13 protein-coding genes are annotated in these 13,365 nt (G+C 58.7%); 11 read left to right on the top strand and 2 right to left on the bottom strand.

All coding sequences use genetic code 11. From position 1 onward, the window contains the following. Positions 1 to 37: 37 nt before the first annotated feature. From odhB to BLU24_RS20605, 7 genes are all read left to right on the top strand, one after another. Positions 38 to 1,264 (top strand): 2-oxoglutarate dehydrogenase complex dihydrolipoyllysine-residue succinyltransferase, encoded by a 1,227-nt coding sequence (gene odhB / locus BLU24_RS20635; protein WP_090282415.1) that lies wholly within the window; start codon positions 38 to 40, stop codon positions 1,262 to 1,264. Between the two features lie 108 nt (positions 1,265 to 1,372). Continuing rightward, positions 1,373 to 2,809 (top strand): dihydrolipoyl dehydrogenase, encoded by a 1,437-nt coding sequence (gene lpdA, locus BLU24_RS20630; protein WP_090282416.1) that lies wholly within the window; start codon positions 1,373 to 1,375, stop codon positions 2,807 to 2,809. A gap of 183 nt (positions 2,810 to 2,992) precedes the next feature. Then, complete coding sequence (gene sucC, locus BLU24_RS20625) at positions 2,993 to 4,159, top strand: ADP-forming succinate--CoA ligase subunit beta (RefSeq protein WP_090282417.1); 1,167 nt, start codon at positions 2,993 to 2,995, stop codon at positions 4,157 to 4,159. Beyond that, the gene (gene sucD, locus BLU24_RS20620) at positions 4,159 to 5,043 is read left to right on the top strand and encodes a succinate--CoA ligase subunit alpha (RefSeq protein ID WP_090282418.1); all 885 of its coding nucleotides are present in this window, start codon (positions 4,159 to 4,161) and stop codon (positions 5,041 to 5,043) included. The genes sucC and sucD overlap by 1 nt, the downstream gene beginning before the upstream one ends. A 341-nt stretch (positions 5,044 to 5,384) precedes the next feature. Next, a complete protein-coding gene (gene brnQ, locus BLU24_RS20615) occupies positions 5,385 to 6,698 on the top strand; it encodes a branched-chain amino acid transport system II carrier protein (protein ID WP_090282419.1) in 1,314 nt (437 codons plus the stop codon). 257 nt (positions 6,699 to 6,955) lie between these two features. Continuing rightward, on the top strand, positions 6,956 to 7,693 hold the full coding sequence (locus BLU24_RS20610; RefSeq protein WP_093103341.1) for a DUF599 domain-containing protein: 738 nt from the start codon (positions 6,956 to 6,958) through the stop codon (positions 7,691 to 7,693). Beyond that, complete coding sequence (locus BLU24_RS20605; RefSeq protein WP_093103338.1) at positions 7,693 to 8,094, top strand: MAPEG family protein; 402 nt, start codon at positions 7,693 to 7,695, stop codon at positions 8,092 to 8,094. The genes BLU24_RS20610 and BLU24_RS20605 overlap by 1 nt, the downstream gene beginning before the upstream one ends. Positions 8,095 to 8,169: 75 nt before the next feature. On the opposite strand, the gene BLU24_RS20600 is transcribed toward BLU24_RS20605, so the two are convergent. Continuing rightward, entirely contained in the window at positions 8,170 to 8,406 is a 237-nt protein-coding gene (locus BLU24_RS20600; RefSeq protein WP_008082962.1) for a hypothetical protein, read from the bottom strand. Between the two features lie 158 nt (positions 8,407 to 8,564). On the opposite strand from BLU24_RS20600, the gene BLU24_RS20595 reads away from it, so the two are divergent. The 4 genes from BLU24_RS20595 to BLU24_RS20580 all read left to right on the top strand — a co-directional run bounded on the left by BLU24_RS20595 (position 8,565) and on the right by BLU24_RS20580 (position 12,274). Continuing rightward, the gene (locus tag BLU24_RS20595; RefSeq protein ID WP_090282422.1) at positions 8,565 to 9,041 is read left to right on the top strand and encodes a PaaI family thioesterase; all 477 of its coding nucleotides are present in this window, start codon (positions 8,565 to 8,567) and stop codon (positions 9,039 to 9,041) included. Continuing rightward, positions 9,038 to 9,490, top strand: coding sequence for a PaaI family thioesterase (locus tag BLU24_RS20590; RefSeq protein ID WP_093103335.1), 453 nt, complete (start codon positions 9,038 to 9,040; stop codon positions 9,488 to 9,490). The genes BLU24_RS20595 and BLU24_RS20590 overlap by 4 nt, the downstream gene beginning before the upstream one ends. Positions 9,491 to 9,571: 81 nt before the next feature. Then, on the top strand, positions 9,572 to 11,476 hold the full coding sequence (gene htpG / locus BLU24_RS20585) for a molecular chaperone HtpG (RefSeq protein ID WP_093106875.1): 1,905 nt from the start codon (positions 9,572 to 9,574) through the stop codon (positions 11,474 to 11,476). Between the two features lie 69 nt (positions 11,477 to 11,545). Next, positions 11,546 to 12,274, top strand: coding sequence for a dienelactone hydrolase family protein (locus BLU24_RS20580; protein WP_093103333.1), 729 nt, complete (start codon positions 11,546 to 11,548; stop codon positions 12,272 to 12,274). A gap of 221 nt (positions 12,275 to 12,495) precedes the next feature. On the opposite strand, the gene BLU24_RS20575 is transcribed toward BLU24_RS20580, so the two are convergent. Next, positions 12,496 to 13,362, bottom strand: coding sequence for a pirin family protein (locus BLU24_RS20575; protein ID WP_093103330.1), 867 nt, complete (start codon positions 13,360 to 13,362; stop codon positions 12,496 to 12,498). Positions 13,363 to 13,365 lie beyond the last annotated feature (3 nt).

Raw genomic sequence — 13,365 nt, 5'->3', positions numbered from 1 at the left:
GCGCTGACTGAAACCGAATTTTAAGGACCCACAGATAATGGCTATCGAAATCAAAGCCCCGTCATTCCCGGAATCGGTTGCCGATGGCACCGTTGCCACCTGGCACAAGAAACCAGGCGAGGCCGTCAAGCGTGACGACCTGATCGTCGACATCGAGACCGACAAGGTCGTGCTCGAAGTATTGGCCGAAGCCGACGGCGTGCTGGGCGCAATCGTTGCCGAAGAGGGCGCTACCGTTCTGTCGAACCAGGTCCTGGGCTCGATCGAAGAGGGCAGCGCTGCTGCCGCTGCTCCAGCGGCCGCCGCTGCTCCGGCCGCTACTGCCGCTGCCGCACCGGCTGCTGCCGATGGCGAAGACGACCCGATCGCGGCTCCCGCTGCACGCAAGCTGGCTGAAGAGAACGGCATCAACATCGCTTCCGTTGCCGGTACCGGCAAGGGCGGTCGTGTGACCAAGGAAGACGTGGTTGCCGCTGTTGCCGCGAAGAAAGCCGCTCCGGCTGCCGCGCCTGCCAAGGCTGCTGCTCCTTCGGCCGCTGCGCCAGTGTTCGCCGCTGGCGACCGCGTCGAGAAGCGCGTTCCGATGACCCGCGTTCGCGCCACCGTGGCCAAGCGTCTGGTTGAAGCGCAATCGAACATGGCCATGCTGACCACCTTCAACGAAGTCGACATGACCGAAGTCATGGCCCTGCGTTCGAAGTACAAGGACCTGTTTGAGAAGTCCCACAACGGCGTGCGCCTGGGCTTCATGTCGTTCTTCGTCAAAGCAGCTACCGAGGCGCTGAAGCGCTTCCCGGCTGTCAACGCTTCGATCGACGGCGGCGACATCGTTTACCACGGCTACGCGGACATCGGCGTTGCCGTTTCCAGCGACCGTGGCCTGGTTGTTCCGGTTCTGCGTAACGCCGAGCTGATGAGCCTGGCGGAAATCGAAGGCGGCATCGCCACGTTCGGCAAGAAAGCCCGTGACGGCAAACTGTCGATGGACGAGATGACCGGTGGTACCTTCACCATCACCAACGGTGGTACCTTCGGTTCGATGATGTCGACGCCGATCGTCAACCCGCCGCAGGCAGCGATTCTGGGCATGCACAACATCATCCAGCGTCCTATGGCCATCAACGGTCAGGTCGTGATCCGTCCGATGATGTACCTGGCACTGTCCTACGATCACCGTCTGATCGATGGCAAAGAAGCTGTGACCTTCCTGGTGACCATCAAGAACCTGCTGGAAGATCCGGCTCGTCTGCTGCTGGATATCTAAGAAACAGCTGCAAGCTTTCAGCTACAAGCCTCAAGCTCAAGACGAGCCGGTGGGCTTGCAGCTTGAAGCTTGCGGCTTGTAGCTTTATTGCTAAAGAGGATTTTTTGAATGTCGCAGAAATTTGACGTAGTAGTGATCGGTGCTGGCCCTGGTGGCTACGTAGCCGCCATCAAGGCCGCGCAACTGGGCCTGAGCACTGCCTGCATCGAGAAGTACACCGACGCTGAAGGCAAGCAAGCCCTGGGCGGCACCTGCCTGAACGTGGGTTGCATTCCGTCCAAGGCACTGCTCGACAGCTCCTGGAAGTACAAGGAAGCGAAAGAAAGCTTCAACGTTCACGGCATCTCGACTGGCGAAGTCAAAATGGACGTCGCTGCGATGGTTGGCCGCAAGGCTGGCATCGTCAAGAACCTGACCGGCGGTGTTGCCACCCTGTTCAAGGCCAACGGCGTTACCTCGATCCAGGGCCACGGCAAGCTGCTGGCTGGCAAGAAAGTCGAAGTCACCAAGCCGGACGGCTCGGTTGAAGTCATCGAAGCGGAAAACGTCATCCTCGCGCCAGGTTCGCGTCCGATCGACATTCCACCGGCTCCGGTTGACCAGAAAGTCATCGTCGATTCGACCGGTGCTCTGGAATTCCAGTCCGTACCTAAACGTCTGGGCGTGATCGGCGCTGGCGTGATCGGTCTGGAACTGGGTTCGGTATGGTCGCGTCTGGGTGCAGAAGTGACTGTGCTTGAAGCGCTGGACACCTTCCTGATGGCAGCGGACACCGCTGTTTCCAAGGAAGCGCTGAAAACCCTGACCAAGCAGGGTCTGGACATCAAGCTGGGCGCTCGCGTGACTGGTTCGAAAGTCAACGGCGAAGAAGTCGTGGTGAACTACACCGACGCCAACGGCGAACAGACCATTACGTTCGACAAGCTGATCGTAGCCGTTGGTCGCCGTCCAGTGACCACTGATCTGCTCGCAGCCGACAGCGGCGTAGCCCTCGACGAGCGCGGTTTCATCGCCGTCGACGAGCACTGCGTGACCGCCGTACCGGGCGTATTCGCCATCGGTGACGTGGTTCGCGGCATGATGCTGGCGCACAAGGCGTCCGAAGAAGGCATCATGGTCGTCGAGCGCATCAAGGGCCACAAGGCTCAGATGAACTATGATTTGATCCCTTCGGTTATTTATACTCACCCGGAAATCGCGTGGGTTGGCAAAACCGAGCAGGCGCTGAAGGCCGAAGGCGTTGAAGTCAACGTCGGCACCTTCCCGTTCGCAGCTTCCGGCCGTGCCATGGCTGCCAACGATACCGGTGGTTTCGTCAAGGTCATCGCCGATGCCAAGACCGACCGCGTATTGGGCGTGCATGTGATTGGCCCAAGCGCTGCAGAACTGGTTCAGCAGGGCGCGATCGGTATGGAATTCGGCACCAGCGCTGAAGACCTGGGCATGATGGTCTTCTCCCATCCGACCCTGTCCGAAGCCTTGCACGAAGCTGCTCTGGCAGTGAATGGCGGTGCCATCCACGTTGCCAACCGCAAGAAGCGTTAACTGAATAATAAGAAACCACGGCGGTAGCGGCCCGTCGTGAGCCTTGCGAGCAAGACTCACCGCGGAATGTCCGCCGGACGCAGTCTTGCGTAGCGCAGCTACGCAAGCAGCAGTCACAGGTGGCGCGGCACTCAAACGAGCGCAGCGCCGAATGCGCAGTACCTAACGAAGACGGTAAAAAGCATGAATCTTCACGAGTATCAGGGTAAGCAGCTGTTCGCTGAATACGGCCTGCCAGTTTCCACTGGTTATGCAGTAGACACCCCGGAAGCAGCAGCAGAAGCTTGCGACAAAATCGGCGGCAGCGAGTGGGTTGTCAAAGCCCAGGTCCACGCCGGTGGTCGCGGTAAAGCGGGCGGCGTAAAGCTGGTTCGCAGCAAAGAAGACGCCAAAGCCTTCGCACAGCAGTGGCTGGGCAAGCGTCTGGTGACTTACCAGACTGACGCCAACGGCCAGCCAGTCACCAAGATCCTGGTTGAATCGTGCACTGATATCGCTAAAGAGCTGTACCTGGGCGCTGTCGTTGACCGTTCGAGCCGTCGCATCGTGTTCATGGCTTCCACCGAAGGTGGCGTGGACATCGAGAAAATCGCTCACGACACGCCAGAAAAAATTCTCAAGGCCACTATCGATCCACTGGTTGGCGCTCAGCCATCCCAGGGTCGCGAGCTGGCATTCCAGCTGGGTCTGGAAGGCAAGCAGGTCACTCAGTTCGCCAAGATCTTCGTTGGTCTGGCCAAGCTGTTCAAAGACCACGATCTGGCTCTGCTGGAAGTGAACCCGCTGGTGATCAAGGCTGACGGCGATCTGCACTGCCTGGACGCGAAGATCAACATCGACGCCAACGCCATGTACCGTCAGCCTAAGCTGAAGGCATTCCACGATCCGTCGCAGGACGATCCGCGCGAAGCGCACGCTGCCAAGTTCGAACTGAACTACGTAGCACTGGAAGGCAACATCGGCTGCATGGTCAACGGTGCCGGTCTGGCCATGGGTACCATGGACATCGTCAACCTGCACGGCGGCAAGCCAGCCAACTTCCTCGACGTAGGCGGTGGTGCTACCAAAGAACGCGTGACCGAAGCATTCAAGATCATCCTGTCCGACAGCAATGTCGCTGCAGTACTGGTCAACATCTTCGGCGGCATCGTTCGCTGCGACATGATTGCCGAAGGCATCATCGGCGCTGTGAAAGAAGTCGGCGTGAAAATCCCGGTTGTTGTTCGTCTTGAAGGCAACAACGCTGAACTGGGCGCTAAAGTACTGGCAGAAAGCGGTTTGAACATCATCGCTGCTACCAGCCTGACCGACGCTGCTCAACAAGTCGTTAAAGCTGCGGAGGGCAAGTAATGAGCGTCCTGATCAATAAAGACACCAAAGTCATCTGCCAGGGTTTCACCGGCGCGCAGGGTACTTTCCACTCCGAACAAGCCATTGCCTACGGCACTAAAATGGTTGGCGGCGTGACGCCGGGCAAGGGTGGTACCACTCACCTGAACCTGCCAGTGTTCAACACTGTGAAAGAAGCCGTAGAAGCCACTGGCGCCACCGCCAGCGTGATCTACGTACCGGCTCCTTTCTGCAAGGACTCGATCCTGGAAGCGGCATTCGGCGGCATCAAGCTGATCGTGTGCATCACCGAAGGCATTCCTACCCTGGACATGCTGGACGCCAAGGTCAAGTGCGACGAGCTGGGCGTAGTCCTGATCGGCCCTAACTGCCCAGGCGTGATCACCCCAGGCGAATGCAAGATCGGCATCATGCCAGGTCACATTCACTTGCCAGGCAAGGTCGGTATCGTTTCGCGTTCCGGCACCCTGACCTACGAAGCTGTGAAGCAGACCACTGACGCCGGTTTCGGTCAGTCGACTTGCGTCGGCATCGGTGGTGACCCGATCCCGGGTTCGAACTTCATCGACATCCTGAAGCTGTTCCAGGAAGACCCGCAGACCGAAGCGATCGTGATGATCGGTGAAATCGGCGGTTCGGCTGAAGAAGAAGCGGCTGCCTACATCAAGGCTAACGTGACCAAGCCGGTTGTTTCCTACATCGCAGGTGTGACTGCTCCTCCGGGCAAGCGCATGGGCCATGCTGGCGCAATCATCTCTGGCGGCAAAGGCACTGCAGACGAGAAATTCGCTGCTCTGCAAGACGCAGGCGTGAAAACCGTGCGTTCGCTGGCAGACATCGGCAAGGCCCTGGCCGAGCTGACTGGCTGGGAAGTGAAGAAGTAAGCTTCGGCTGACTTTTTAGCTCCAGCAACAAAGGCCACCTTCGGGTGGCCTTTGTCGTTCAAGAGCAGCGGCAAGCTGCAAGCTACAAGCTCGAAACTTGCAGCTTGCGGCTGCTTTTCTTATGTAAATGCGACACGGAAATGTCGCGTATCGGATAGTTCGCCCTCTAACAGTGCGTTTTCGTGCCGGATTCGTTAGGCTGGCGGCCATTTTGCAGTGCGTCGCCCACAAGGCAGCCACGCAGCTTCACAGGTCAGTCCCATACGGATCGACAGCATTTCCCTAATCCCACAGGGCAATCCCCCTCTAAATTCCGATTTCAGTAGTGTGGTATTACCTTAATGAAAGTTTTGAAAGGTCAGGACATCCTGGCACTTGGTTTTATGACGTTTGCCCTGTTCGTAGGGGCCGGTAACATCATCTTCCCGCCGATCGTCGGCTTGCAGGCCGGACCTCACGTCTGGATGGCTGCACTGGGCTTTCTGATCACCGCAGTCGGTCTGCCGGTGATCACTGTTGTTGCGCTGGCCAAGGTCGGTGGTGCGATGGATGCGTTGAGCAGCCCGATCGGCAAGATCGCCGGTGGCATTCTTGCGGCGGCGTGCTATCTGGCAGTCGGCCCGTTGTTCGCCACACCGCGAACCGCGACGGTGTCGTTCGAAGTGGGTCTGGCGCCACTGACCGGCGAAAGCCCGTTGGCGCTGTTCCTGTACAGCTCGGTGTACTTCCTGCTGGTGTTCTTCATTTCCCTGTACCCGGGGCGTTTGCTGGACACCGTTGGCCGTTTCCTCGCGCCGCTGAAGATCATTGCGCTCGCGGTACTCGGTATCGCCGCGTTCGCTTTGCCGGCCGGTGATATCGGCCACGGCACGCCCGAGTATGTTGCCGCGCCGTTCTCCCAGGGCTTCATCAATGGTTACCTGACCATGGATACCCTTGGTGCACTGGTGTTCGGCATCGTCATCGTCAACGCGATCCGCTCCCGTGGTGTCGAGTCGCCCAAGCTGATCACCCGTTACGCGATCATCGCCGGGCTGATTGCCGGTGTCGGTCTGGCGCTGGTGTATGTCAGCCTGTTCCGTCTTGGTTCCGGCAGCCATGAAGTAGCGGTCGGTGCGACCAACGGCGCGGCGGTCTTGCACGCTTATGTGCAACACACTTTTGGCTCGCTGGGCAGCGGTTTCCTCGCCGTGCTGATTTCGCTGGCGTGTCTGGTGACTGCGGTCGGCCTGACCTGCGCCTGTGCCGAATACTTCAGCCGCGTGTTGCCGCTGTCGTACAAGACGCTGGTGATCATCCTCGCGGCGTTCTCGCTGCTGGTGTCCAACCTGGGCCTGACCAAACTGATCGCCTTCTCGATCCCGGTACTGACCGCGATCTACCCGCCGTGCATCGTGCTGGTCGCGCTGAGCTTCTGCAAAGACTTCTGGCATGAACATGGCCGCATACTCGGCCCGGTGATGCTGGTGTCGTTTGTCTTTGGCAGCATCGACGCGCTGAAAGGCGCCGGTCTGGCTGACTGGCTGCCAACCCAGCTCAGCCACCTGCCGCTGAGCGAGCAGGGGCTGGCCTGGCTGGTGCCGTGCGTGATGACGCTGGTGGTTGCTGTGGTGTGCGATCGCCTGCTGGGCAAGCGCAGCGAAGCGGTTGCCTGACCTGTTCTGATCCGCCACAAGCGGATCCCGCAGGATTAAACGGAAATGCCCCGTATCAATCGATACGGGGCATTTTTTATGCGCAGGAGGCAGTGTCTTTTTGGCTGAGCTAACGTCGAAGGGTTGCGTCGCTTTTATGCAGGAGTGAGCCTGCTCGCGATAGCGGTGTGTCAGTCACCATTGAAGTTGCCTCACACGCCGCTATCGCGAGCAGGCTCACTCCTACAGGTACAGCATCTATATTCACAGGGATTTGCATGTCGTTCATCCAAGCCAATCTGATCCATCTGCTCGCCGCGCTCTGGTTTGTCATCTGCTGGGGCGGTTACACCCGTTACGCCACCTGGAAGGCCCGCGACACGGCATGTCTGGCCAGCGTGTTGCACCTGTATCGCGAGGACTGGATGCGCCGCATGCTGCTGCGTGACAACCGTATTGCCGACGCCAGTGTGATTGGCAACCTGGAACGCAACGCCTCGTTCTTCGCCTCCAGCACGTTGATTATTCTCGCGGGCATTCTCACCGTGCTCGGTGCGTCCGACCGGGCTGTGTCGCTGTTGGCGGACATTCCCATGGTCCAGCAGGCGTCGCAGGGCATGTCGGAAATCAAGTTGCTGTGCCTGGCGCTGGTGTTCGTCTATGCCTTCTTTACGTTCAGTTGGTGCATGCGCCAGTACAACTTTGCGGCGATTCTCGTCGGTTCGGCGCCGATGGTCGGTGAGCGGCATGTTTCCGAGCAGGAGCGCAAAGCCTTCGCCTCGCGTGCGGCACGGGTGATTTCAATGGCGGCCAACCAGTTCAACTTCGGTTTGCGCTCGTATTACTTCGGCATGAGCATGCTGGCCTGGTTCGTCAGCCCGTGGCTGTTCATGTTGATGAGCGCGGGTGTGGTGGTGGTGTTGTATCGCCGCGAATTTCATTCCGACGTACTCGACGTCATGGTCTATACCCCTACCGAGGCACCTGTGCCTGACACCAATAAAGAGGCCGCTTGATGAGTATTCCGTTCTGGTGTGTGTTTATCAGCGCATTGCTGATTTATATCGCGCGTTTGCCCGTGGGCAAGGCGATGAAAGAGCAGGGCGGGTATGACAACCACCTGCCGCGCCAGCAACAGGCGCAATTGACCGGTTACGGCGCACGCGCACTGGCGGCGCATCAGAACAGTATCGAAGCGTTCATCCTGTTCGCGGTCGGCGTACTGATGGCGCATACCACGCAAACGGCGGGATGGTTGATCAATGCATTGGCGATCATCTTCGTGATCGCGCGGGTTCTGTACTTGTGGTTCTACCTGGCGGATCTGCCGAAGTTGCGCAGTCTGGTCTGGCTGGTCGGCTTAGTGTCTTCGTTGTTGCTGATGATTAGTCCGACTTTTAGAACGGTTCTGTTGTAAGCGGCCATTGCCCCGAATCCCGGACAAAAGAAAACCCGCACTTGGCGGGTTTTCTTTTACTGCGTCAAAAGCGCTTTATTGCTTCTTGGCAGCTTCGTCTTGTGCGGCAGCGTTCGATTCAGCCTGAGCTTTGGCAGCTTCGGCGTTTTCTTTCGCAGCGTCGTTCACTTTATCCTGAGCTTTGTTCATGTCCTGCTGAGCTTGCTCAGCGTGCTGGTTGGCATCTTGAGCTTTGTCCTCGGATTTTTTATCGCAGGCAGCGAGACCGAGGGAAGCGGTCAACATCAAGGCAATAGCTAAAGTCTTACGCATGGGGTGTTTCTCCTTATGGAAAATAACTACTGGCCTTAAGAACTCGGGGCTGCGGGTTAAGTTCCTCATTTGTTTCAGATATATAAGTTTGTTTTATCACGGAACTTTTGCCGCTTTTCCCACTACTGGCAAAAGGCTTTAACGCGAGTAATGATCAAATGGCTGAAAACAGCGTTTTTGAGCGCGCGACGCGGTTTCTCTCGGCGTTGCGCCACTGTCAGGTGCTGGGGTTAAAGGTGCAGAGCGCCTCCAGCGAAGGCCTGACGGTGATCCTGCCCTACAGTGCGCAGATCGTCGGTAACCCGCAAACCGGGGTGATTCATGGTGGCGCGATTACCTCGCTGATGGACACGGCCTGCGGCATGTCGACCTTGTGCGTGCTGCCGGAATTCGAAGTCTGCCCAACCCTCGATCTGCGCATCGATTACATGCACGCCGCCGAGCCGCATAAAGATGTCTATGGCTTTGCCCAGTGCTACCGAGTCACCACTGACGTGATTTTCGCCCGCGGATTCGCCTACCAGGACGACCCCGAGCAACCCATTGCTCACGTTGTCGGCACGTTCATGCGGATGGGCAAGGCGCTCAAAGGCACTCAGGGCTTTGGCGGCGCAATCAAGGGAGTCAAGCCGTGAGCGATGATCTCAAGCAGCAATTGCAGCTGGCCCATGCGCAAGGCGACTATGCGCCGTTGCTTAAGCTGATCCCCTACGCCGGCCTGATCGGCATCGAGTGCTCGCGGGTAGGCGATGAGCTGCTGTTCAAGCTGCCGGCGAACAAGGACAACATTGGTAACCCTTTATTGCCGGCGATCCATGGCGGGGTGATTGCCGGGTTCATGGAGCTGGCGGCCGCCCTGCATCTGCTGATTTTCACTGGCGCCCCGGGCGTGCCGAAGATCATCGACTTTTCCCTCGACTACCTGCGCGCCGGGCAGTTTCGCGACACATGGGCCAAATGTCAGGTCTGCCGGCAGGGGCGTCGGGTTGCCAATGTGGCGATCACCGCCTGGCAAACGACCGAGGCTGAACCGATTGCCACTGCGCGTGCGCACTTCAAAATCGATGAACCCTTGAAATCCTGAACGGCGCCCCAAACTCAGATGACAACCCGCCGCCGACCATTCGGGTCACGGCCACTGCCATCTGATTGGAGTTTGATGACCATGAGTGTGGAAACTCAAAAGGAAACCCTGGGCTTCCAGACCGAGGTAAAGCAGCTGCTGCACCTCATGATCCATTCGCTGTATTCGAACAAGGAAATCTTCCTGCGCGAATTGATCTCGAACGCCTCTGACGCTGTCGACAAGCTGCGCTTCGAAGCGCTGGCCAAGCCAGAGTTGCTCGAGGGCGGCGCTGACCTGAAAATCCGTGTGAGCTTCGACAAGGACGCCAAGACCGTCACTCTCGAAGACAACGGTATCGGTATGAACCGTGACGATGTGATCACCCACCTGGGGACCATCGCCAAGTCCGGCACTGCCGATTTCATGAAAAACCTGTCCGGCGATCAGAAGAAGGATTCGCACCTGATCGGTCAGTTCGGCGTGGGTTTCTACTCCGCGTTCATCGTTGCCGACAAGGTTGACGTCTACAGCCGTCGCGCCGGCACTGCTGCCAGCGAAGGCGTGCACTGGTCGTCGAAAGGCGAGGGCGAGTTCGAAGTCGCCAACATTGACAAGTCAGAGCGCGGCACCCGCATCGTCCTGCACCTGAAATCCGGTGAAGACGAGTTCGCCGATGGCTGGCGTCTGCGCAACATCATCAAGAAGTATTCCGACCACATCGCGCTGCCGATCGAGCTGCCGAAAGAAGTCACCGCGGCTGAAGGCGAAGAGGCTCCTGCCGTCGAGTGGGAAACGGTCAACCGCGCCAGTGCCCTGTGGACCCGTCCGCGCACTGAAGTGAAGGACGAGGAATACCAGGAGTTCTACAAGCACATCGCGCATGACTTCGAGAACCCACTGTCGTGGAGTCACAACAAGGTCGAAGGCAAGCTCGAGTACAGCTCGCTGCTCTACGTGCCGGCCCGCGCCCCGTTCGATCTGTACCAGCGTGAAGCGCCAAAAGGCCTGAAGCTGTACGTGCAGCGTGTGTTTGTCATGGATCAGGCCGAGTCGTTCCTGCCGCTGTACCTGCGCTTCATCAAAGGTGTGGTCGATTCCAACGATCTGTCGCTGAACGTGTCGCGTGAAATCCTGCAGAAAGACCCGATCATCGATTCGATGAAGACTGCGCTGACCAAGCGCGTACTGGACATGCTGGAAAAACTGGCGAAGAACGAGCCAGAGCAATACAAGGGCTTCTGGAAAAACTTCGGTCAGGTCATGAAAGAAGGCCCGGCAGAAGATTTCGCCAACAAAGAGAAAATTGCCGGTCTGCTGCGCTTCGCATCGACTCAGGGTGACGACGGCGAGCAGATCGTCGGTCTGGCCGACTACCTGGCCCGCGCCAAGGAAGGTCAGGACAAGATCTACTACCTCACCGGCGAGACCTACGCGCAGGTCAAGAACAGCCCGCACCTGGAAGTCTTCCGCAAGAAAGGCATAGAAGTGCTGCTGCTGACCGACCGCATCGACGAGTGGCTGATGAGCTACCTCAGCGAGTTCGACGGCAAGACCTTCGTCGACGTGGCACGCGGTGACCTCGATCTGGGCAATCTGGACTCGGAAGAGGACAAGAAGGCTGCAGAAGAAGTCGCCAAGTCCAAGGAAGGTCTGGTCGAGCGCCTGAAGACCGCGCTGGGCGAGTCCGTTGCGGAAGTTCGTGTGTCGCATCGCCTGACGGATTCGCCAGCCATTCTGGCCATTGGCGAGCAGGACCTGGGGCTGCAAATGCGCCAGATCCTCGAGGCGAGCGGGCAGAAGGTGCCGGATTCGAAGCCGATCTTCGAATTCAACCCGAACCACCCGCTGATCGAGAAACTCGATGGCGAGCAGAACGAAGAGCGTTTCGGCGACCTGTCGCACATTCTCTTCGATCAGGCCGCGCTGGCTGCTGGCGACAGCTTGAAAGACCCGGCCGCTTATGTGCGCCGTCTGAACAAGCTGCTGGTTGAACTGTCGGTTTGATCACGTTGTAGGAAAAACCCGCTTCGGCGGGTTTTTTCATTCTGGTGTTTAACGAATCAGGAGTCAGAAATGAGCCAAGTCACTGTACGTTCCGTGATCTACCAGATTGACGGCCAGCCTTATGAAGGTCGTTTGGCCTTCGATGCCGAACACAAGGGTGCGCTGCCGGGTTTGTTGATGGCGCCGAACTGGATGGGCGTCAGCGCCGGTGCCGAAGACATCGCCAAAGCGGTAGCGGCCAAGGGTTATGTGGTATTGATCGCTGACGTCTACGGTCAAAGCGTACGTCCACAGAATGCCGATGAGGCGCTGGCGGCGATGATGCCACTCAAGGACGACCGCGCTCTGCTGCGCAAACGTCTGCAAGTGGCTTTCGAGCAGTTGCAGAGCCAGGGTGAAGCGGCGGTCGATACGTCGAAACTGGCGGTGTTCGGTTTCTGCTTCGGCGGCTGCTGTGCACTGGATCTGGCCCGCACTGGCGCGCCGGTGAAAGCGGCGGTGTCGTTCCACGGCACGCTGGACTCGCCGAACCCGGCGGATGCGCAGAACATCAAGGGCTCAGTGCTGGTGCTGCACGGCGCGTCCGATCCGCTGGTGCCGAAAGAGCAATTGCCAGCGTTTGAAGACGAAATGAACGCCGCCGGCGTGGACTGGCAGTTGCTCAGCTACGGCGGTGCGGTGCACTCGTTTACCGACCCGCATGCGAACGTGCCGGGCAAGATGATGTACGACGAGAAGACCGCGAAGCGCGCGTTCAAAGCGATGCATGATTTGCTGGATGAAGTGTTCAAGGGCTGAAGCCTGAAGCCGAAGCTGAAACCTTAAAAGCAAAGGCCCCTCACCCTAGCCCTCTCCCAAAGGGAGAGGGGACTGAATGCGGGATGCTCGGGAGTTACGCCGAACCGAGCGCCTTCTGCTGAATCCATAATCGATTCGATCATTCAGGTCGATGTAAGGCGCAAGGCACCTCGGTCGGCTCCCTCTCCCTGCGGGAGAGGGCTGGGGTGAGGGCAAAGGGTTCAACGCGGTAACTCGATCCGCTCCACTTCCCCCGGCACCGTCGGCCAATCCCCGGCCGCCCATTTGCGCCGTGCTTCATCGATCGCCGCCGGATCACTGGCGACGAAATTCCAGTTGATCCGTCGCGGCCCGTCCAGCGCCGCACCGCCGAATATCACCGCGTGCACATCACTTTCGGCAAACAGACTCATCTCTTCCCCGGCCGGCAGCACCACCAACGCGTGGGCCTCGATGGCTTCGCCGTTCAGTTGCGCATCGCCACTCAGCACATACACCGCCCGCTCTGCATGCTCGCTCGGAATCAGCAGCGTCGTTGCGCTCTGCATCTGTACTTCGGCATACAGCGTAGGAGAAAGCACCGGCACCGGCGATTCGAGGCAAAAGCCTGACCCGGCAATCATGCGGATCTGCACGCCGAGGTTATCGCTGACCGGCAAGCTCGCCGCCGGATGATGGCTGTAGTGTCCCGGCCCCTGTTCGTGTTCCCTGGGCGAGGCCAGCCAGACCTGCAACCCATGCAAAGTAAAGCTTTGCGCCAATAACGGCGCCGGTGTGCGCTCGACATGGGCGATCGCACTGCCGGCAGTCATCCAGCTGACATCACCAGCGCTGACTACTTGATCCGAGCCAAGGCTGTCCTTGTGTTGCAGTTGGCCTTCGAAAAGATAGGTCAGGGTCGACAGACCGATGTGCGGATGCTGTCGGATGTCCATGCCTTTGCCGGTCGGATAAACCGTCTCGAGCATGTGGTCGAAAAACACGAAAGGCCCGACGCTGCGGCATTTGGCTGACGGCAGCGGGCGCAGGATCGGCTGGCCTTCGACGTCTTCGGCGCGCGGGCGGATGATCAGGGGTTGCGTATCCATGGG

This window comes from Pseudomonas sp. Z003-0.4C(8344-21), from assembly GCF_900104975.1.
GTDB lineage: Bacteria > Pseudomonadota > Gammaproteobacteria > Pseudomonadales > Pseudomonadaceae > Aquipseudomonas > Aquipseudomonas granadensis.
The sequence above is the reverse complement of the archived record's forward strand: the minus strand, read 5'-3'. Positions and strand labels throughout refer to the sequence as shown.